The 20,704-nt window shown below is 72.1% G+C and carries 12 protein-coding genes; 7 read left to right on the forward strand and 5 right to left on the reverse strand.

The window, feature by feature from the left end:
• The first annotated feature begins 96 nt into the window (after window positions 1-96).
• From OHN19_RS40205 to OHN19_RS40215, 3 genes are all read left to right on the forward strand, one after another.
• The gene (locus OHN19_RS40205) at window positions 97-2,979 is read left to right on the forward strand and encodes a helix-turn-helix transcriptional regulator (protein ID WP_330268941.1); all 2,883 of its coding nucleotides are present in this window, start codon (window positions 97-99) and stop codon (window positions 2,977-2,979) included.
• A gap of 78 nt (window positions 2,980-3,057) precedes the next feature.
• Window positions 3,058-3,552: a hypothetical protein gene (locus tag OHN19_RS40210; RefSeq protein ID WP_330268942.1), complete on the forward strand. Its 495-nt coding sequence runs from the start codon at window positions 3,058-3,060 to the stop codon at window positions 3,550-3,552.
• Between the two features lie 329 nt (window positions 3,553-3,881).
• The gene (locus OHN19_RS40215) at window positions 3,882-7,655 is read left to right on the forward strand and encodes a hypothetical protein (protein WP_330268943.1); all 3,774 of its coding nucleotides are present in this window, start codon (window positions 3,882-3,884) and stop codon (window positions 7,653-7,655) included.
• On the opposite strand, the gene OHN19_RS40220 is transcribed toward OHN19_RS40215, so the two are convergent.
• Both OHN19_RS40220 and OHN19_RS40225 read right to left on the reverse strand, forming a co-directional pair.
• Window positions 7,652-9,604 carry a peptidoglycan recognition family protein gene (locus OHN19_RS40220; RefSeq protein ID WP_330268944.1) on the reverse strand — a complete coding sequence of 651 codons (1,953 nt, stop codon included), beginning with the start codon at window positions 9,602-9,604 and terminating at the stop codon, window positions 7,652-7,654. The genes OHN19_RS40215 and OHN19_RS40220 overlap by 4 nt on opposite strands.
• A 255-nt stretch (window positions 9,605-9,859) precedes the next feature.
• Complete coding sequence (locus tag OHN19_RS40225) at window positions 9,860-10,999, reverse strand: aminoglycoside phosphotransferase family protein (RefSeq protein ID WP_330268945.1); 1,140 nt, start codon at window positions 10,997-10,999, stop codon at window positions 9,860-9,862.
• Between the two features lie 243 nt (window positions 11,000-11,242).
• Here OHN19_RS40225 and OHN19_RS40230 point away from each other — a divergent pair, with 243 nt between their 5' ends.
• Window positions 11,243-12,736 (forward strand): hypothetical protein, encoded by a 1,494-nt coding sequence (locus OHN19_RS40230; RefSeq protein WP_330268946.1) that lies wholly within the window; start codon window positions 11,243-11,245, stop codon window positions 12,734-12,736.
• 5 nt (window positions 12,737-12,741) lie between these two features.
• Here the strand turns inward: OHN19_RS40230 and OHN19_RS40235 are convergent, their stop codons facing one another.
• Window positions 12,742-14,172 (reverse strand): PP2C family protein-serine/threonine phosphatase, encoded by a 1,431-nt coding sequence (locus OHN19_RS40235; RefSeq protein WP_330268947.1) that lies wholly within the window; start codon window positions 14,170-14,172, stop codon window positions 12,742-12,744.
• A 378-nt stretch (window positions 14,173-14,550) separates the two neighbouring features.
• On the opposite strand from OHN19_RS40235, the gene OHN19_RS40240 reads away from it, so the two are divergent.
• Window positions 14,551-14,964, forward strand: coding sequence for an SsgA family sporulation/cell division regulator (locus OHN19_RS40240; RefSeq protein ID WP_330268948.1), 414 nt, complete (start codon window positions 14,551-14,553; stop codon window positions 14,962-14,964).
• A gap of 1 nt (window position 14,965) precedes the next feature.
• On the opposite strand, the gene OHN19_RS40245 is transcribed toward OHN19_RS40240, so the two are convergent.
• Window positions 14,966-16,063, reverse strand: coding sequence for a chemotaxis protein (locus OHN19_RS40245; RefSeq protein ID WP_330268949.1), 1,098 nt, complete (start codon window positions 16,061-16,063; stop codon window positions 14,966-14,968).
• Between the two features lie 89 nt (window positions 16,064-16,152).
• On the opposite strand from OHN19_RS40245, the gene OHN19_RS40250 reads away from it, so the two are divergent.
• Window positions 16,153-17,565 (forward strand): basic amino acid/polyamine antiporter, encoded by a 1,413-nt coding sequence (locus OHN19_RS40250; protein ID WP_330268950.1) that lies wholly within the window; start codon window positions 16,153-16,155, stop codon window positions 17,563-17,565.
• Window positions 17,566-17,594: 29 nt separating this feature from the next.
• Window positions 17,595-18,839: an arginine deiminase gene (locus OHN19_RS40255; RefSeq protein ID WP_391197231.1), complete on the forward strand. Its 1,245-nt coding sequence runs from the start codon at window positions 17,595-17,597 to the stop codon at window positions 18,837-18,839.
• A gap of 42 nt (window positions 18,840-18,881) precedes the next feature.
• Here the strand turns inward: OHN19_RS40255 and OHN19_RS40260 are convergent, their stop codons facing one another.
• A complete protein-coding gene (locus OHN19_RS40260) occupies window positions 18,882-20,468 on the reverse strand; it encodes an alpha/beta hydrolase (protein ID WP_330268952.1) in 1,587 nt (528 codons plus the stop codon).
• Window positions 20,469-20,704: the final 236 nt, after the last annotated feature.

Below are 20,704 nucleotides of genomic sequence, written 5' to 3' on the forward strand. Positions count from 1 at the left end.
TCACCGGGCACCCCGGAGGCGTACGCTGAGGTGCCTGTAGGTCACGGTGCGCACTCGCTCCCCGCGCGGGTCCACCACCGTGACGGGGGGTGCGCCATGATGCAGCGCAGTGCGCGAAGCAGCAGGACTCTCCTGGAGCGGGAGAGCGAACTCGCCGCCGTCGACGAGGCGTTGGGAGAGCTCACCGGGCTGCGCACGGACGGCGCCGAACCCCACGGACGCCCGCGCGGAGCCCTGCTGGCGGTCGCCGGCCGGGCCGGCATCGGCAAGACCACCCTCCTCGCCGAGGTCCGCCGCCGCGCCGCCGCCCGGGGCTGCACCGTACTGGCCGCCCGCGGCGGCGACCAGGAGCAGCGGGTCGCCTTCCATGTCGCCCGGCAGCTCCTCCAGCCGCAGTTCGCCGACGCCGCCGAAGCCGATCTCCGCGGCCGGCTGGGCAGTTGGTACGACATCGTCGGACCCGCCCTCGGCCTGTGCGCCCCCACCGACGGAGCACCACCCGACCCGCAGGGCCTGCGCGACGGACTCGACTGGGTGCTCACCCATCTCGCCGTCCTGCGCACCCCGTTGGTGCTCGTCCTCGACGACGCGCACTGGGCCGACCCCGAATCCCTGCACTGGCTGGCCGCGTTCGCACCCCGCGCCGAGGAACTCCCGATCCTCGTCGTCGTCGCCTACCGGCCCGACGAACTCCCCGAGCACGCCGAGCCGTTCAAGGCGCTGCCCGGCCGGGCGGGCGGACGCCCGCTCGACCTGGAGCCCCTCAGCGCCGCCGCCGTCGCCCGCCTCGTCCGCGAGACGCTCGGCACCCACGCCGACGACGCGTTCTGCCGCGAGTGCTGGGCCGTCACCGCGGGCAACCCCTTCGAGACGGTCGAACTGACCGCCAAGGTCCACGACCGCGGTGTCACCCCGACCGAGGGCGCCGCCCACCTCCTGCGCGACCTCGCCGCCGCCGTCAAGGGCAGCGGCCTGGTCGCCCGCCTCGAACGCCTCGGCACCTCCACGGTCCGCTTCGCCTGGGCCTGCGCGGTCCTCGGCACCGAGATCCACCCCCGGCTCGCGGCCGCCGTCGCCGGACTCGGCCACGAAGAGGCCGCCGACGCGGCCGACGCGCTGCGCGGAGCCCGTATCCTCACCGGCGTCGAGTCCCTGGAGTTCGTCCACCCGCTCATCGCCACCGCCGTCTACCGGGCCATCCCGCCCGGCGTCCGCGTCGCGCTGCACGGCCAGGCCGCCTGGTGCGTCGTCAACGACGGACGGGGCGCCGCCGCGGCCGCCCGCCACCTCCTGGAGACCCACCCCGACGGCGACCCCTGGGTCGTCCAGCAGCTGCGCGCCGCCGCCGCCGAGACCCTCCGCTCCGGCGCCCCCGACGCGGCCCGCCGCTACCTCGCCCGCGCCCTGCGCGAACCCCCGGCCTTCGAGGACCGCGCCGCCGTCCTGTACGAACTGGGCAGCGCCTCCCTGCTCACCGAACCGGCCACCACGGTCAACCACCTGCGCGCCGCCCTCGAGGAGCCCATCGCCGCCCCCGACCTGCGCCACCACATCGTCTACCGGCTCTCCCAGGTCCTCGCCCACAGCGACCGCCTCGCCGAGGCCTCCGACACCCTCGCCCGCGAGATCAAGGTGACCGGCGACGCCCGCGTCAAACTGCGCATGATCGCCGAGCAGTTCATGTGGGACGCCTTCCGCGCCGACGAACCCGACCACCCCTCCCGCTCCCGCCGCATGGCCCGCCTCGCCGACCGCCTCACCGGCCGCGACCTCACCGAGCGGTACATCATCGGCCTGCGCACCTGGGACGCCGTCCTGCGCGGCGAACCCGCCCACGTCGCCCTCCACCACGCCGAGCGCGCCCTCGCCGGAGGCCTCGGCTGGGCCGAGCCAGACCGCGGCTTCGAGGTGCCGGTCCTGGTCGCCCTGGCCTTCATGTACGCCGACCGCCCCGGCCGCACCGAGGAGCTCTTCGCCGCCGGGATCGCCGACTTCGAACGCCAGGGCTGGCGCGGCGCCCACCTCTCCTTCGCCTACACCCTGCTCGCCTACGTCCGCTTCCGCCGCGGCCGCCTCGCCGAGGCCGAGGACTTCGTCCGCGCCGGCCTGCGCCTCGCCGAGCGCGTCGGGCCCGGCACCCCGGCCCACTGGTACGCGCTGGGCGTCCTCATCGAGGTGCTGCTCGCCCGCGGCCGGGTCACCGAGGCCGCCCGCATCGCCGGCGACTACTGCTTCGGGGCGCCCTTCCCGGCCGCCGTCGTCTTCCCCGACGCCCAGACCGTGTACGGCGAACTGCTCCTGGCCCGCGGCCTCACCAAGGAGGCGGCCACCGAGCTGGCCTCCGCGGGCCGCCGCCTGGAACCCCGCGGCGTGCGCAACCCGGCCTGGTGCCCCTGGCAGCTCCACCTGGCCCGCGCCGAGGCCCTGGACGCCCCCGACCGCGCGATCGCCACCGCCCTCGAAGCCGTCGCGCGGGCCCGCCAGTTCGGCGCCCCGTCGGCCGTGGGACAGGCGCTGCGGCTGGCCGCCGAGGTCGCGCCGGGCTCGACCCGGGCGAAACTGCTGGAGGAGTCCGTGTCCCACCTGGAGCGCTCGCCGGCCGCCTACGAGCTCGCCTGCGCGCTGGTGGCCCTCGGCACGGAACTCCGCCGCACGGGCCGCGCCCGGGAAGCGGCCGAACACCTCTACCGGGGCCTGGACACCGCCGTCCAGTGCGGCGCCGACGGACTGATCGAGACCGCCCGCGACGAACTGACCGCGGCTGGCCTGCGCCCGCGCCGCCTGCACAGCACGGAGACGGACACCCTCACGTCCCGCGAACGCCGGGCGGCGGACCTGGCGGAGCGAGGCCACACGGACAGCGAGATCGCGAAGGAACTGAACACGGACGAGCAGGTGGCGGTCCGCCTCCTGTCAGCGGTCTGCCGCAAACTGGGGACGGACCGTACTGGTCTACGACCGGTGAGTGATCCCACCTAGGGGCGCGGGGAACTGCGCGACCAGCCCCCACATACCCGCAGTCGCCCGATGACCTGGACACCCCGTTACCATGGGCGCATGTCGTTCCTCCGCCGTCGCGCTACTCCCGCCGGTCCAGACTTCGACGTACTGGCCATGGACCCGGGCGACTGGCCCGGCAACCTCGGCGCCGGGCTCCTGCCCGCCCCCGACGGCACCTGCCAGGGCGTCTTCCTGCGCTACGACCTCTTCGGCGGCCGCGGCCCCGCGATGATCATCGGCAACCTCCCCGAGGGCTCCCCGGCCCGTGAGGTCCCCGAGGGCCAGGTCCCCTTCGAGGTGGCCCAGCTGCTGATCGCGCTGGAGAACGACGAGGAGGTCACCGTCACCGACACCGAGGACATGCCGGTGATGCAGGGCGACAACCTCCTGATCGTGCGCCGCCTCAAGCTCTCCGAGAGCCGGATCTCCTGCGTCCAGTTCGACCGCAGCGACAATGTCCTGGTGACCATCGCCGCCTGGGACCGCCCCATCACGGACGACCTGTACGCCCTCCTCAAGCCCCTGCCGGCGGAGCTGTTCCAGCAGAGCTGAACATCTCTCGCGCGGTGTCGCCGTAGGCTCCGGAAGGCCAGTTCCCCCGTCCCTGGCCTTCCGGAGCCGCCCGCGGGCACGGTCGGTCGGTCCGGCCCCGCACGGTCACACCCGGGATTCCCCCGTCTTCGCCCGCCGCGGCGAAGCCCCGGGGTGCCGTGATCCCAGCTTTCGCGACCCGGACGTTGTCCGGCAGCCCCCTTTCACCACTCCAGACAATTTCCCGGACTCCCGTCCCACGTGCGGAACTGCCTTGCCCCGCACCCGCGTCGGTCCATAGCGTGCGAGATCGGCGACCGGCCGCGCCGACGGGAACACAGGGGAGAGTCATGGGGCGACGCGAGCGACCGCTGGACCCGACCGAGGGGCCCGTCGCCCGATTCGCGTACGAGCTGCGGAAGTTACGGCAGGAGGCCGGCGGCCCCACCTACCGGGCCATGGCGGCACGCGCCCACTACTCCACCGCGACCCTCGCCCAGGCCGCGGCCGGCGACCGGCTCCCCTCCCTCCAGGTCGCCCTCGCCTATGTCGCCGCCTGCGACGGCGACACCGCCGACTGGGAGCGGCGCTGGCAGCAGGCATCCGACGAGGCGACCGAGGAACGCCGGGCCGCCGACGACCCGGGTCAGGCCCCGTACCTGGGACTGGCGAGGTTCGACACCGGTGACCGCGAGCGGTTCTTCGGCCGCGACCGGCTGATCGAGCGGCTCGCCGGGATGGTCGCCGACAACCCCGTCGTCGTCCTCGTCGGCCCCTCCGGCAGCGGCAAGTCCTCCCTGCTGCGCGCCGGTCTGATCCCGAGGACGCGCGGGCGGGCCCACGTCCTCTCCCCTGGCCCGCACCCCTCCCGGACCCACGCCGAGACCCTGGCGTCCGAGGCGTCCCTGATCGTGGTCGACCAGTTCGAGGAACTCTTCACCCTCTGCGCCGACCCCGACGAGCGGACCCGCTTCCTGGATCGGCTCCTCGACGCCGCCGCACACCGCACCCGCGTCGTGATCGCCGTACGCGCGGACTTCTACGGCCATCTCACCCGCCACCGCGGGCTCGCCGAGGCCGCCCAGGACGCCACACTGCTGGTTCCGCCCATGGGTCCCGACGAACTGCGCGAGACCATCGTCCGGCCCGCCGCCCTCGGCGGCCTGGTCGTCGAACGCGCGCTGACGGCACGGCTGTTGGACGAGATCGCGGACGAGCCGGGCGGGCTGCCGCTGCTGTCCCACGCCCTGCTGGAGACCTGGCGCCGCCGCCACGGCCGAACCCTCACAGAGGCGGCGTACGAGGCGGCCGGCGGTATCCACGGGGCCATCGCCCGCACCGCCGAGGAACTCCACGAGCGCCTCACCCCGGCGCAGGCCGACACCGCCCGCAGGGTCCTGCTGCGCCTCGTCACCCCCGGCCAGGGCACCCCGGACACCCGGCGCCCCGCCGCCCGCGCCGAACTCACCGGCGCCGACTGGCCCGACACCGGGTTCGTCCTCGAACAGCTCGCCAGAGCCCGGCTGATCACCGTCGACGACGAGACCGTGGACCTCGCCCACGAAGCCGTCCTCACCGCCTGGCCCCGGCTGCGCACCTGGATCGACGAGGACCGCGAACGGCTGCGCGCCCAGCGCCGGATCACCGAGGCGGCCGGCACCTGGGCGGCCGTCGACCGCGACCCGGAAGCCCTCTACCGGGGAGTGCGACTGGCCGCCGCCGAGGAGCACTTCACCGGTGACTCCACGGAACTCACCCCGCTGGAACGGGAGTTCCTCCAGGCCGCCGTACACGCTCGCCACCGCGCACGGCTCCGGCGCGGTGGCCGGATCGGCGCGCTGGCCCTGCTGGTGGTCCTCTGCCTGGTCGCGGGACTCGTGGCCTGGCAGCAGAACCGGGAGGGCGAGCAGCGCAGGCTGGAGGCGGAGGCCCGCCGGCTCGTCGGAGTGGCGGAGAGCCTCAGGCTCTCCGACCCGGTCACCTCGATGCGGCTGAGCCTCGCCGCACGGCGGGTGGCCGACCTGCCCGAGACCCGGTCCGCCGTGCTCGCGGCCGCCGCACAGCGCGAACAGGACGTCTTCACCGATCCGGACGGCGGCAAACGCACCATGCGCCGGCTCAGCGCCGACGGACGCACCCTGATCAGCGTGGGCACCGACCGGGTGACCCGCTGGGACGTGAACGCCCACCGGAGCCTGAGCCGGCAGCCGGGCCTCGGCAGGACGATGGGGACAGCGGGCTTCCCGCGCGCCGACACCACCTGGCTGCCGGTCTTCGACGGAACCCGCGTCACCGTCCGCGACCTCGCCACCGGCCGCCAGGACCGCACCCCCCTCACGGACGCCGACGGCGGCGCGGAGATGAGCCCCAGCGGACGCACCCTCGTCGTCTACGACCGTCAGGGCACCCAGGGACACACACAGCTCTGGGACCCGCTCACCCGCCGGAAACTGCTGGACATCGCGGACCCCCGGAGTCCCGCGAGCGTCGACCTCGGCGGCATCGGCTGGCCCCGGCTCATGGCCGTCATGGCGGAGCTCAGACAGGAGCGGCGCAGCTCGGTCCTGACCTACCTGTCCGCTCCCGACGCGACGGTCAGCGCCGACGACCGCCGTCTCGCACTGTGCGTTCCGGGCACCCGGCTCCGACTGTGGGACGTGGAGACCCGGCGCGAGATCGACGCCCCCTGGCTGCCGACGGCATCCGCCCAGCAGTGCCTCCAGGAACAGATCTCCCTCAGCCCGGACGGCCGCACCCTGGGCGTCATCGGCCCCGACGGCTTCCGGGCCTGGCGCATCGACACCGGCCGCGAGACCGCCCGTATCGACCACGCCGGCCTGAAGATCGCCCAGTTCAGCGCCGACGGCGCCTTCATGGCCGCCTCGGACGGGGAGGAGATCCTGGTCTGGCGGCTGGCCACCCCCGTCTTCCCGGTCTTCCGCCACCGGCTCTCCGGCGAGACCGTCAAGGACATCCGCCTCGACCCCGCGAGCCGGACCCTGCGCTACCTCGGTGGCCCCGAGGGCACCTGGGGCCCCAGCGTGCACACCCTCGGTCTGGGCGACGCGGTCACCTCCGACTGGACGACGACCCAGAACATCGGCATGGCGTACAGCCCGGACGGCGCACTCCTGGCCACGGCCCGCCCGGACCCCGACGGCGAACACATCCGCTTCCGGCTCCTCACCGCCACGGGACGGCACCTGGCCGACCTCGGCACGGCCCCGTGCCGCGTCCCCGACCCGGCCGACGAGACCTACGAGTGCGCCGCCCACCTCGCCTTCGACTCCACCGGCCGCACCCTCGCCTACGGCGTCGAGTCGACGAACGCGCCGCCCGCACCGCAACGCCTCCGGCTCTACGACGTCCCGCGCCGCCGCGTCTCCACGGTGCTGACCGCAGCCGACATCGGCCGGACCCCGCCGGCCCACCTCGCCTTCGGCCCCGGTGACCGTTCCCTGCTGCTGACCGACCTGCCGAGCCCCGACACCGGCACCGTCCGGATCTGGGACCTGGAGCGGCGACGGACGACCCGGACCCTGACCAGCACCTCCGGAGCGGTGGCGCTGCATCCCGACGGCGACCTCGTCGTCACCACCGGCGGCGAGGCCTACCGCCTCCCCTCGGGAACCCGGCTGCCCGCCGACCGCTTCCCCAGCGGCGGCACCGCGCTGGCCTTCAGCCCCGACGGCGCCTACCTCGCGGTCGGCGACGGTTCCGGCCGGGTCGTGCTGTGGGACGGCCGCCTGACCCGGCGCCTCGGCGTGCTCGCCGACCCCGAGACCACCACTTATCAGTACGTCTCGGCGCTGGCCTTCGCCCCCGACGGCCGTACCCTCGCGGTCGCCGGCGACGAGGGCACCCTCCAGCTGTGGGACGTGGCGTCCCGGCGCTGGATCGGAGCACCCCTGCCGACCCCGGGCGACACGGTCTCGGCGCTGGCCTTCGGCGCGGACGGCGCGAGCCTCCACGCGGCGGGCAACCACACACCACCGCGCACCTACCCGATCGATGCGGACAGAGCCGCCGCGACCGTGTGCCGACGTGCCGGTGGCGGCCTCACCCGCGAGGAGTGGAGCCGCCACCTGCCGGACATCGCCTATCGGCGAAGCTGCCCCGCCTAGCGCCGCAACGAGGGCCGCAGGTCGACGTCCGCCGCCCGCACGAACGCCACCCGGTGGCCGTACTGGATCTCGTAGTACAGGTCCTTGCCGACCACGACCTTGTGCGAGTCCGTCGAGAAGGTGACCGCGTAGTAGTACTCGCCCGGCACCTTGTCACCGACCACGTACTTCTGGTCCTTGAGCACCTTGTACGGCAGCGGCGACACAGCCTGCGCGGGCACGCCCGCCGGATAGGCGGCGGCCTCGGGGTAGGCACGGCCGTACACCGGGACGCTGTCCAGGCCCGCCTTCGGTGTCACGACGAGACCGGAGGCAGCCACCGCGGTCGGGCTCGTCCGCGGGTTCTTGAACCAGGCCTTCTGGCCCAGGTACCAGATCGCGGTCCAGTCGCCGTCCCGGCCGGCGACCGCGTACTGCTGGCCGGTGGAGACCCGCGACGACAGGTCGTTGACGTCGATCGTGGGCGGCCTGCCCACACCGACGTCACTGATGAGCGGAGAGCTCTCGTCGGGGGCCGAGTAGAGCCGCACCTCGCTCGAACCGTGGGCCGCGCAGGACTGGCCGCTGGTCACACAGCCCGTGTACCGCGGCTGGTTGGTGGCGTAGTCGGGCCGGATCGTGACCAGCCCGCCCTGCTTGGCGGCGGTGGCCCTGAACGGACGGCCCAGCAGCTCGAAGTAGTGCCGCCAGTCCCAGTACGGGCCCGGGTCGGTGTGCATGCCCGAGACCGTCGAGGTCGTCGGGCCCGGCACGTTGTCGTGGCCGAGGATGTGCTGCCGGTCCAGCGGGATGCCGTACTTCGCGGAGAGGTACTTCACCAGCCGCGCCGAGGACCGGTACATCGCCTCCGTGTACCAGGCGTCCGGGTTGGCGAGGAAGCCCTCGTGCTCCAGGCCGATCGACTTGGCGTTGATGTACCAGTTGCCCGCGTGCCAGGCGACGTCCTTCGCCTTCACATGCTGGGCGATGTGACCGTCGGTCGAGCGCAGACTGTAGTTCCACGACACATAGGTCGGGTCCTGCACCAGGTTGAGGACGCCCTCCCAGGCACCCTCCGTGTCATGGATGACGATGTACTTGATGCTCTGCGCGGCCGGACGGTTCCCGAGGTCGTGGTTGCCGTAGTCGTTGTCCCCGAACTCCTCGTACGGCGCCGGGATCCACTCGCAGGACACCGTCTTCGGGCACTCGGTGTCGCCCGCCTTCGGCTTCCTGAGGCCCGCCCGCGCCAGCTGGGAGGTGTCCGGCGCCAGACCCGGCCGGGCGGCCAGCGCGACCTGCTGACCGGCGTCGGTGGTGCGCGCCTCGCCGGTCCGCAGCACGTCGTACACGTCGTCGGCGTAGGCCGCGGCCGTCGCGGTGTCGTCCGCGCCGGAGAAGCGGGCCACCGCGCCGTACCAGTCCGCCGGGTCCGCGCTCAGCGGCTCACCCAGCTCCTTCTGTGCCGCGGCCAGCAGCGCGGCACCGCCCGCGATGTTCGCCACCGGATCGGTCCGCAGTTCCCCGGCGCTCAGACCGGTCAGCCCCGCCGCCTTCGGCAGGGTCTCCAGCCGGGCCGGAACCTCACTGATCCGCGGCACCTTCTGATCGGGGATCAGAGCCGCGCGGGCGCTGTCGCCGCGGGCGTCCTCGGTGCCCTCGCTGTGATGGGGCGCCGAGGCGAGCGCGGCACGGGCGTCGGTCAGGTGCATCGGTCCGTAGCCGCCGGTCACACTGGGCGCGCCCGCGTGACCGTCCCAGCGGGACTGGAGATAGGAGACGCCGAGCAGAACGCTCTGCGGCACGTGGTACTCGGCGGCCGCCGCGGCGAAGGCCCGCTGGAGGCCGGCAGCGGAGTCCCCGGACTGCGCCGGGGCCGCGCCGAGCAGGGGCAGCAGCAGGGCGGTGCCGGCCAGGGTGCCGAGCACCCTCCGGCCGGCTCTGTTGGGGTCGGTTGCGGATCCTCGCAATGCAGCCTCCAGGGACGATCGAGCGCGATGAGCCGAGCGGGGCCGGACGTGCGTCAGTGCTACCGGCTTGTCGACGATCCGTCAATCATGCCCAGGGGCAGGTGATTTCCCTTGTCAATCCGGGTTCACGGGAGTTTCGCGGCGGAGGCCGGTGGGCCTGCGGGGCGTCAGTGGCGTACACCATTGAAGAGAGGTGCGGGCATACGAAAGTCCGCGGTACGCCGCTCCACAGGCGCACCGCGGACCATCGCCCCGTCAGCGAGTGCCGACCGCCGCGCGTACGGCCCGACGGGCCAGCTGGCAGTCGTCGTGCAGCCGCCTCAGCAGCAGCCGCTGTTCCTCGCCGGACGGCGCAGCACCGGGGTGGGCCACGCCCGGTGCCGCCGGGGTCGAGTCGTGCATCGAACGCTGCACGGCCGTCTCGTAGGTCCGGATCTCACGGGTCAGGACCAGCATCAGGTTCACCAGGAACGCGTCCCGCGACGCGGGGCCCGCCGACTGGGCGATCTGGCTGATCTGACGACGCGCCACGGGGGCGTCGGCGAGGACCGACCACAGGGTCGCCAGGTCGTATCCCGGCAGATACCAGCCCGCGTGCTCCCAGTCCACCAGCACTGGACCGGCCGGTGAGAGCAGGATGTTCGAGAGCAGGGCGTCGCCGTGACAGAACTGGCCCATGCCCTGCCGGCCCGCCGAGTGCGCGATGCCGTGCAGCAGCTTCTGCAGGTCGCCCATGTCCCGGTCGGTCAGCAGTCCCAGTTCGTGGTAGCGGGAGATGCGGGCCGCGTAGTCCAGCGGGGCGTCGAAGGTGCCCGCCGGCGGCCGCCAGGCGTTGAGCCGGCAGACCGCGCCGAGTGCCGCTCTGATGTCCGCGCGCGGTGGGGCCTCCGCCGGATGCCGGTGCAGCGCCGCCGCCCGGCCGGGCATCCGCTCGATGACCAGGGTGCAGTTGTCCGGGTCCGCCGCGATCAGCCGGGGGACGCGCACCGGAGGCCGGTGCCGGACGAACGAGCGGTAAGCGGCTATCTCGTGCCTGATCCGCTCGGCCCATACCGGGGAGTGGTCGAGTAAACACTTGGCGACGGCCGTGCTGCGTCCCGTCGTACCGACCAGGAGCACGGAGCGGCCGCTGCGGCGCAGCACCTGCACCGGGGCGAACTCCGGGCAGATCCGGTGCACCGACGCGATCGCCGTGCGCAGCTGGGCGCCCTGGGGGCCGGACAAGTCGAGTCTCCCGCTGAGCGGTTGGGTGCCGAGCCCCGGAACGCGCCGTGCCCTGCCCGTACCCGGTACGGGGGCCGTCGGCCGCGCGGGGTCGAGGTAGGGGCCGCCGCCCGCCGGGCGGAAGTGCGGCGACCGGGGCGGGGCGGACACGGAGGACGATGCTGCGTACATGGGAGAGACAGATCCCTTCGTGTGCCTGCTGTGCCTGGAGAAGCAGTGCGCCGCCCGGCCCGGACCACCGGGTGCACCCTGGGGAATGTCCCTGTGCGGTCCGGGTCGGGGTGGCGCGTTCCTACCTCACCGCATATGCCCAGTGGCACACCATCTGGCGCACCCTGGCGAACCCTGGCGAATAGTCCCGGAGCAACTGACACGGGGCTACTGTCAACTCAGCCGAGAACCTGGGGGCTTGACGTGAGCGGACAACCCAACACCCGACTCTCGGACCTGTTCGGCCTGGCCGGCTGGTCCAAGGGTGAACTCGCGAGGCTGGTCAACCGGCAGGCGGCGGCCATGGGCCACCCCCAGCTCTCGACCGACACCTCCAGGGTCCGGCGTTGGATCGACACGGGAGAGATCCCGCGCGATCCGGTGCCGCGGGTGCTGGCGGCCCTGTTCACCGAGCGTCTCGGCCGTGTCGTGACCATCGAGGACCTCGGTCTGGTCCGCCACGGGCGTACGGGGAAACGGCAGGGCGACGGGAGCGCAGAGCCTCCCGACGGCATGCCGTGGGCGCCCGACCGAACCGCCGCGGTCCTCACCGAATTCACGGGAATGGACCTCATGCTCAACCGACGCGGCTTGGTGGGCGCGGGTGCCGCGCTCACCGCGGGATCCGTACTCAGCAGTGCCATGCACGACTGGCTGCACACCGATCCGGCCCTCACCGCCGATGCCCCCCAGTTCGACGACCCCCTGCACGCCGACCCCGCTGGGTTCGACCGTTACGAGGCCGCCCCCATCGGGTCGCAGGAGATCGAGGAACTGGAGCGCTCGGTCGAGGTGTTCCGGGCCTGGGACGCGGCCCGCGGTGGCGGCCTGCAACGCAAGGCGGTCGTGGGCCAGCTCAACGAGGTGGGCGGCATGCTCGCCTACCGGCACCCCGACCATCTCCAGCGGCGCCTGTGGGGCGTCGCCGCCAACCTGGCCGTCCTCGCGGGCTGGATGTCCCACGACGTCGGCCTCGAACCCACGGCCCAGAAGTACTTCGTCATCGCCGCGCACGCGGCGCGGGAGGGCGGTGACCGGCCCCGGGCCGGCGAGGCGCTCTCCAGGGCGGCCCGCCAGATGGTGCATCTGGGCAGGCCGGACGACGCCCTCGACCTGATGAAGCTCGCCCAGACCGGCTCGGGCGAGCAGGTGCTGCCGCGGACCAGGGCCATGTTCCACACCATCGAGGCCTGGGCGCAGGCGTCCATGGGCAAGGGCCAGGCGATGCGCCGCACCCTCGGCCAGGCGGAGGACCTCTTCGTCTCCGACCGCGGCGACGTGCCGCCACCGAGCTGGATGCAGACCTTCAAGGACGAGGACCTGTACGGCATGCAGGCCCTGGCCTACCGCACGCTGGCGGAGTTCGAGCCGGGTGCGGCCGCCCACGCCCAGCACTACGCGGAGAAGGCCCTGTCCCTGCGCAACGACGGCCGGGAGCGGTCGAAGATCTTCGACCATCTGTCGATGGCGTCCGCCTGCTTCATCGCGGACGACCCCGAACAGGCGGACCGGTACGCGCGGTTGGCCCTGATGGCGATGGGCTCCAACTCATCGGGCCGCACCTGGGACCGGCTGCGCCAGATGTACCGGCTGACCGCCGAGTACTCCAGCTATCCGAAGATCGACGAGCTGCGCGAGGAGATCAGGCTGGCACTGCCGAAGCCCAAGGGAAGGGGTGGCCACAGCGCACGGGCGTGAGCTTGTTATGACGTCACCTTGGCGATGAGCACGCAGGCGTCGTCCTCGCGCTCGGTCTCACCGAACTCCTCCACGACCATCCGCACACAGTCCTGTGCGGTGCGCGCCGCCCCGAACCGTGGGGCCAGGTCGAGGAGGCGGTTCACGGCAGCCGTGCTGTCGCGCCCGGGCACCAGTCCGTCCGTGTGCAGCAGGAGCAGGTCGCCCGGTTCGAGGGTCTCCTCGGCCTGCGCGTAGACGGCTCCGGAGGTCGCGCCGAGGAGGACGCCGTCGGGGGAGTGCAGCCTGCACCCCGTCCCGCCCCGGAACAGCAGCGGGGCGGGGTGCCCGGCCTGTGCCCAGACCAGGGTGCGGGTGTAGGGACGGTAGCGGCAGCAGACCGCGCTGCCGAGGGCCGGCTGGACGGTGGCGTCGAGCAACTGGTTGAGCAGGGACATCAGTCGGCCGGGCTCGGTGCCGGCCATCGCCATGCCGCGGACGGCGCCGAGGAGGGTCGCCATGCCGGAGGCCACGGCGACTCCGTGACCGGTGAGGTCGCCGACGCTCAACAGCGTCTGCCCGTCGGCCAGTTCGAGCGCGTCGTACCAGTCGCCGCCGATCAGGGCGCTGGTCGACGAGGGCAGGTAGTGGGCGGCGAGGTCCAGGGTCTCGGTGCCCTGGTGCGGGAGCCGCAGGGAGCCACGCCACGGCGGCAGCACGGCCTCCTGCAGCTCGACCGCGAGCCGGTGCTCGCTCTGCGCGCGCTGCCGGTGGCGTTGTAACGAGTCACGGGTCTCGCTCACCGCCCGCTCGCTGCGGCGCAGTTCGCTGACGTCGCGCAGCACGGCCCACATCGAGGCGGTGCTGCCGTCGGCGGCGAGCACGGGCTCGCCCATCATGTGGACGGTGCGCACCTCGCCGTCCGGGCGCACGACACGAAACTCGCCGTCGATGCGCTGGGCGTCGACCAGACAGCCGGTGACCATGGCCGTCAGTCTCGGCCGGTCCTGGTCGAGCACCAGGGAGGGGAGTTCGTCGAGGGTGAGTGGGGGAGCGGCGGGGTCGCGGCCCAGGATCCGGTAGAGCTCCCCGGACCAACTCGCCTCGTCCGTCAGGAGGTTCCACTCCGCGCTGCCGACCCGGCTGAGCAGCGAGCCGCGCCGGGGAGCGGGCGGTGCGGATCGTGCGGCGGGTTCCGCGCCGGGGGCCGGCGGCACGGGTGGTGGACCGTCCCGAAGCTGCGCCAAGTGGGCGTCCAGATCGCTGAGTTGGTGCAGTGCGAGGTCGTAGAGCGCACGCTGCCAGCGGTCCTGGGGGTCCGTACCGTCACTCGGGGCGTCCCGTCGTACCGCGTCCACGTCGCCCTTGAGCCGCCGCGCCTGCGATATGAGCGCGTCGACCGAGCCGCGTCCTGGCGGTTGGGCGGCGGGGCGGTCCGCGGAGAGGTGGGACGGCATGACGCACTCCGATGCGGGACGGTTCGACCAAGGCGGGACGGAGGGACCGTTACGACTGTTGCACAGGCTGCGACGCGCTGTAAGGGATTTGGCGGCACACGATACGGTGGTGCTTCTGGCATATGCCACAGTCTTCACGGAGCGGTCGTACAGGGCGTCTCGTCTACGCCGGTCGGGGGCCCAAGTCGTAGGTTCCCTACATGACTTGGCGGGTCGTCGGGATGGTCGACCCGGTGTTCATTTGTGTGTTCGACGGCCCTGTGTTCTAGGGAGTTTGGCACAGGTGGGCAGGACCTGACGGTGCGAATGTGATGCACATCACACAAAATCACCTGTGCTCCGGCGTAATGCAAAGGCCGCCTGCGAGCTCCTAAGAACATGGACACGACCTTCGAGCAGCCCGCCCGCGCCCGTCTGATCACCGCGGAGAACCGGGAACTGCACGTCCCCGCGACCCTGCGCTACAGCTCCAGCGACCCGCTGGCCATGTGTGTCGACTTCCCGCCCGAGGTGTGCCTGGACGGACAGGCGGCGACCTGGACCTTCGCCCGCGCCCTGCTGGAGGAGGGGCTGCGCGGCCCGGCCGGCGGCGGGGACGTGCACATCTGGCCGTGCGGCGGGGGCATCACGGTCGTGGAGTTCCACTCGCCGTACGGCCTGGCCCTCCTCCAGTTCGACACGCCCACCCTGCGCCGCTTCCTGCTGCGGACCTACGCCGTGGTCGGCGAGGGACAGGAGGACCTCGGTGAGGCTGTCGAGCAGGGGCTCAGCGCGCTCTTCGGGAGCGTGTGAATCAGTACCGCAGCACTCCCGCGATGCCGTCGGCCCCGTCCAGCGTGCCGTCCGGTACGAAGCGGACGTCGGCACCGGTCTCCAGGCACTGCTCGACGATCTCGTCCACGATGTCCTCGCGGGCGTCGAGGTCGCCGCTCTCGGCCGGCACCAGATGGTCGCCGCCGTCGTCGCGGACCGTGACCCGGTAGTTCTCCTCGACGGCCAGCAGGCGTACCCGGCCCTCCCGGGCGCTCTGCCAGATCTCGTCGACACCGGCAGCGAACGCCCGTCGCCCGCGCGCCGATTCGAGCTCGCGGGTCACCGCGTCGGTGCTCTTGCGGGCCTCCGCGGCAACCAGCGGCCGGACCGCCTGCCACACCGCGTCCGGAGTGCCGTGCGCGAGCCCGCCGTGCGGGACGTGCACCGCGTCCTTGGTGACACTGCCGACGTCGTCCAGCGCGGACAGCGCCGCGGTCTCGCCGGTGACGTAGAGCGGGCGCGGGTCGTTCCGCAGGAGTCCCGCCATCGCGGTGTCGGCGTCCCGCAGGAAGTGGCGTGTGCCCTCGTCCCGGAAGGTGCTCGGCATGTCGCCGATCCGCTCCAGGCGCTCGGCGTCGAAGTTCTCGCGGGTCCTGGTCAGCGGGAATCCGCCCGCGTGGTGCTCGGTGACCCGGTCGACACCGCCGTTCCACAGCGTGGCACGGTCGGCGGAGACCGACAGCACCCAGAACGGGCGCTCGGAGGCCTGCGCGGAGACGAGGTTGCGGGTCAGGAAGGTGTCCGAGAGCACCACCCGCTCCGGTACGGCACGGGCCAGGGACCACACCTGGTGCTCGCCCGGTGCGGCGAAGATCACCAGACCGTCCTCGGCGTGCGCCAGGTCGACCTCGGTGAGGGCCTGATCGAGCTGCCGGGCGACGTCGATGCGCCGCTCGCGTGGGACCGCCGGGTCGTTCTCCAGCTGCTTCTTGGCCTCGGCCACCACATTGCGCAGCCGGACCGGATCCTGGCTGTTCTCGGGTTCGCGGCGGTGCGTCGGCGTCAGGACCGACACCGCCGGATAGGTGCGCGGTCGGCGCAGTTCGGAGAGGGTCGCAGGGCTGAGTGCGTGCTCCATAACAGCACCATAGGACCGATCGACCGATCAGGCATTTGGGGCAACTTGATCGGGCATTCAGGGTATTCCGTTGTTAACGTGATGATCTCATGGCAAAGAACGACACCGAAACCCAGGCGTCCACCACCACCGCGAAACTGAGCCTCCCGACACTGACCACCATGGTCGTCGGATCCATGGTCGGCGCCGGTGTCTTCTCCCTGCCCAGCCGGTTCGCGCAGGAGACGGGCGTGGCCGGAGCGCTCATCGCCTGGCTCGTCGCCGGTACCGGCATGCTGATGCTGGCCTTCGTCTTCCAGAACCTGGCCGTCCGCAGGCCCGACCTAGACGCCGGTGTGTACGCGTACGCGAAGGCGGGCTTCGGTGAATACCTGGGCTTCTTCTCGGCGTTCGGCTACTGGGCGAGCGCCTGCGTCGGCAACGTGACGTACTGGGTGCTGATCATGTCGACGATCGGCACCCTCGCCCCCGCGCTCGGCGAGGGCGACACCGTCCTCGCGGTGGTGCTCTCCTCGGCCGGACTGTGGCTGTTCTTCGCGCTCATCAGCCGGGGCGTGAAGGAGGCCGCCGCGATCAACCGGATCGTCACCGTCGCCAAGGTCGTGCCGATCGTCTTCTTCGTGATCCTCGCGCTCTTCTACCTGAAACCCTCGGTGTTCGCCGACAACTTCGGCGGCGCCGACTACGCGGGCTCACTGTTCCAGCAGGTCAAGGGCACCATGCTGGCGACGGTCTTCGTGTTCCTGGGAGTCGAGGGCGCCAGCGTCTACTCCCGGCACGCGCGCCGCCGCGAGGACGTCGGCAGGGCCACCGTCCTCGGCTTCCTCAGCGTCTTCGCGATCTTCGCCTCGGTGACCATCGTGTCGTACGGCATCATGCCGATGAGCGAGATCGCCGAGCTGCGCCAGCCCTCCATGGCGGGCGTCCTGGAGCACGCGGTCGGCACCTGGGGCAAGGTCTTCGTCAGCGTCGGGCTGATCGTGTCCGTCCTCGGCGCCTATCTCGCGTGGACGCTCATGGCCGCAGAAGTGCTGTTCGTGGCGGCCAAGGACGACGACATGCCCCGGTTCCTGAAGCGCTCGACCGCGGCGGACGTACCCGTACCCGCACTGGTGATGAGCACCCTGCTCAGCCAGGTCTTCCTCGTCGTCACCCTGTTCTCCGACGACGCCTTCAACTTCGCCCTCGACCTGACCAGCGCGCTGACCCTGATCCCGTTCCTGCTGGCAGCGGCGTTCGCCGTGCGGGTCGGGGTCCGGGGCGAACTGGTGGTGGCCGTCCTCGCCACGCTCTACACCGCGTTCCTCATCTACGCGGCGGGCCTGAAGTTCGTCCTCGTCTCCTTCATCGTCTACGCCCCCGCGACCGTGCTGTTCGTGATGGCCAGACGAGAACAGGGCCGACGGCCCTTCTCCCCCCGGGAGTTCGTCATCCTCGCCGTCTCGGTCGCCGGCGCGGTCCTCGGGATCGTCGCCCTGGCGGTCGGCTGGATCAGCCTCTGACCTCGGCAAGTCTCGGAAAGGTGCACCTCGTGACCAGTACCGCATACGGCGTCCACTCCGAGGTCGGCAGGCTGCGCAAGGTGCTGGTCTGCGCGCCCGGCCTCGCCCACCGCAGGCTCACCCCGACCAACTCCGACGACCTCCTCTTCGACGACGTGATGTGGGTGGAGAACGCCCAGCGCGACCACGCCGACTTCGTCAACAAGCTGCGGGAGCGGGACGTGGACGTCGTCGAGCTGCACGACCTGCTGGCGCGGACCATGGCGGTCCCCGGGGCCAGGGACTGGCTCCTGGACCGCAAGATCGTGGCGGGCGAGGTCGGGCTCGGCCTCGTCGACGACACCCGCGCCTATCTGGAGACCCTCGAACCGGACCAGCTCGCCCGGTACCTGATCGGCGGCCTGGCCACCACCGACCTGCCCGAGGAGTACCGCTCCGGCCACATCGCCCTGGCCCGCGAGTCGACCGGAGTGCGCGAGTACCTGATGCCGCCGCTGCCCAACACGCTCTACACCCGCGACACCACCTGCTGGCTCTACGGCGGTCTCACCCTCAACCCGCTGTACTGGCCCGCCCGGCACGACGAGACGCTGCTGATGAAGGCCGTCTACACCTTCCACCCCGACTTCGCGGGCTCCACCGTCTGGTGGGGCGACCCCGAACGCGACTGGGGGCAGGCCACGTTCGAGGGCGGCGACATCATGCCGGTCGGCAACGGCGTGGTGCTGATGGGCATGAGCGAGCGGACCTCGCGGCAGGCGATCACCCAGGTGGCCGCCGCCCTGTTCGAGAACGGCACCGCCGGGCAGGTGATCGTCGCCGGCATGCCCAAGCTGCGCTCCGCGATGCACCTGGACACCGTCTTCACCTTCGCCGACCGCGACCTGGTGACCCTGTACCCGGCCATCATGGAGGCCGTCCACACCTTCTCCCTGCACCCCTCCGACAAGGCTCCCGGCTTCGAGGTCGTCGACGAGGGACGGGCGGCCTTCGTCGACGTCGTCGCCAAGGCGCTCGGGCTGCCGGAGCTGAGGGTCGTGGAGACCGGCGGGGACGTGTACGCCTCCGAACGCCAGCAGTGGGACAGCGGCAACAACGCCGTCGCCCTCGAACCCGGCGTGGTCTTCACCTACGACCGCAACACCCAGACCAACACCCTGCTGCGCAAGGCCGGCATCGAGGTCGTCACCATCGTCGGCGCGGAACTCGGGCGCGGGCGCGGCGGCGGCCACTGCATGACCTGCCCGATCGTGCGGGACCCGGTGGACTTCTGACGGCCGCCCGGCGATCGACCGCAGGCCCTGAGCGGGCGTTCCTCAGTCGTCGCGTTCGGGGCCGCAGGAGCTGCCGTCCGGTGGCAGCGTGCCGTACAGCAGGAAGTCGTCGACCTTGCGGTGCACGCACGAGGAGGAGCCGTAACCGGTGTGGCCCTCGCCCTTGTTGTCGAGGACCACGGCCGAGTCGCCGAGGCGCTCCGCGGTCTCCACGGCCCAGCGGTACGGCGTCGCCGGGTCGCCGCGGGTGCCGACGAGCAGCATCTTCGGCGTACGGACGTCCCGCACCTTCTCGCGGATGTAGTCGGTGCCCTTGGGGCGGCCGTAGCACATCAGGTACTCGGTGAGCCGGTAGCGGCCGAAGACGGGCGACGCCTGCTCGTAGGCGGCCCGCAGCCGGGTCAGGTCCCGGGTGATCCGGTCGGCGCCGGGGCGGTCGGGATCGTCCGCGCAGTTGACCGCCATCAGCGCCGCCGGAAGATTGTCGAACGGGATGTCCTCGATGTCGGCGAGCGGACTGTTCGTCGGGTCGTCGGAGGGCGGACGGGCACGGGTCAGGAAACCGGATCCGCCGCCCGCGAAGGCGAGGACGCCCGTGGTGTCGCCGTCCTCCACCAGTTCGGCGAGCGCCCGCTCCAGAGACGGCCACAGCTCCTCGCTGTAGAGGGCCTGGCTGATCGCGCCCACCAGGTCCTGGCCGGTGAAGGCGGGCCCGAAGTCGGTCGGCACCGGATCCGCGTCCAGGGACGCCACCAGCCGTACGACCTGCTCCCGCGCACCGCGTGCGTCCGTGCCGAACGGGCAGGCGATGTCCTTCACGCACCAGTCGATGAAGTCCTCCAGCGCCGTCTGCTGTCCGGCGGCGCCGGCCACTCCCTGCTCGGACACCGGCTCGGTGAGGGTGTCGACACCGTCGAGCACCAGCCGGCCCACCTTCTCGGGGAACTGGGCCGCGTACACCGCGCCCAGCCGGCTGCCGTAGGAGAAACCGAGGTAGTTGAGCTTCTTGTCGCCGAGGGCCTGGCGCATGACGTCCAGGTCGCGGGAGACGTTCACCGTGCCGATGTGCGGGAGCACGGGCCCGGAATGTTTCGCGCACTGGGCGGCTGCCTTGCGCAGTCTTCCGAGCACGTCCCGCGGGTCCTTGGCGAGTGCCGTGTCGTCGTCGGTGGCCCGCAGCGCCTCGTCGGTGCCCTCGCCGCAGCTGACCGGGGAGGACCGGCCCACTCCGCGCGGATCGAAGGACACCACGTCGTACTCGTCGGTGAGGTCCATGAAGTCGTCGCCGCCGGCCGCGAGTTCGGGCACGCCCGCGCCCCCGGGACCCCCGAAGTTCAGCACCACCGAGCCGTGCTTGTGCTTGGCCGTGGACCTGTAGCGGGCGAGCGCCAGGTCGAGGGTGCCGGCGCGCGGGTGGGCGTAGTCGACGGGGACGGTGACCTTGCCGCACTGGAGGTCCTTGGGGGCCTCCATGCCCACGCACTTCGACCAGCGGATCTTCTGGTGGTAGAAGCGCGACAGGTCCGGCCCCGAGCCGTCCGCGGCCGTCGCCGGCAGCCCGGCGCCGAGCAGGGCCAGGCCCACGGCGCCCGAGAGCGCGCACCGTCGCCTCGTCACCTTGGCGAGCATCCATGCCTCCAAGGACGCCCATCGGCGCCCTCGATCACGATATGCGGCCCTTTGCCCGGCCGCCTCCGGAGGAACGGGATCATGGATGGCCCTACCCTGTGCCCGCTCGATGCCGCTCGGTGCCCGTGCGTCGGTTTTGCCGCAGGTTCGACAACCATGTCGCTCGATGGGGTGAAAGGCCGATTAGCCATAACTCTGATGGTTCGCCTGCGTTTTACGCGGTGCGGGTGAGTGCC

Source organism: Streptomyces griseorubiginosus (assembly GCF_036345115.1).
Taxonomy (GTDB): domain Bacteria; phylum Actinomycetota; class Actinomycetes; order Streptomycetales; family Streptomycetaceae; genus Streptomyces; species Streptomyces griseorubiginosus_C.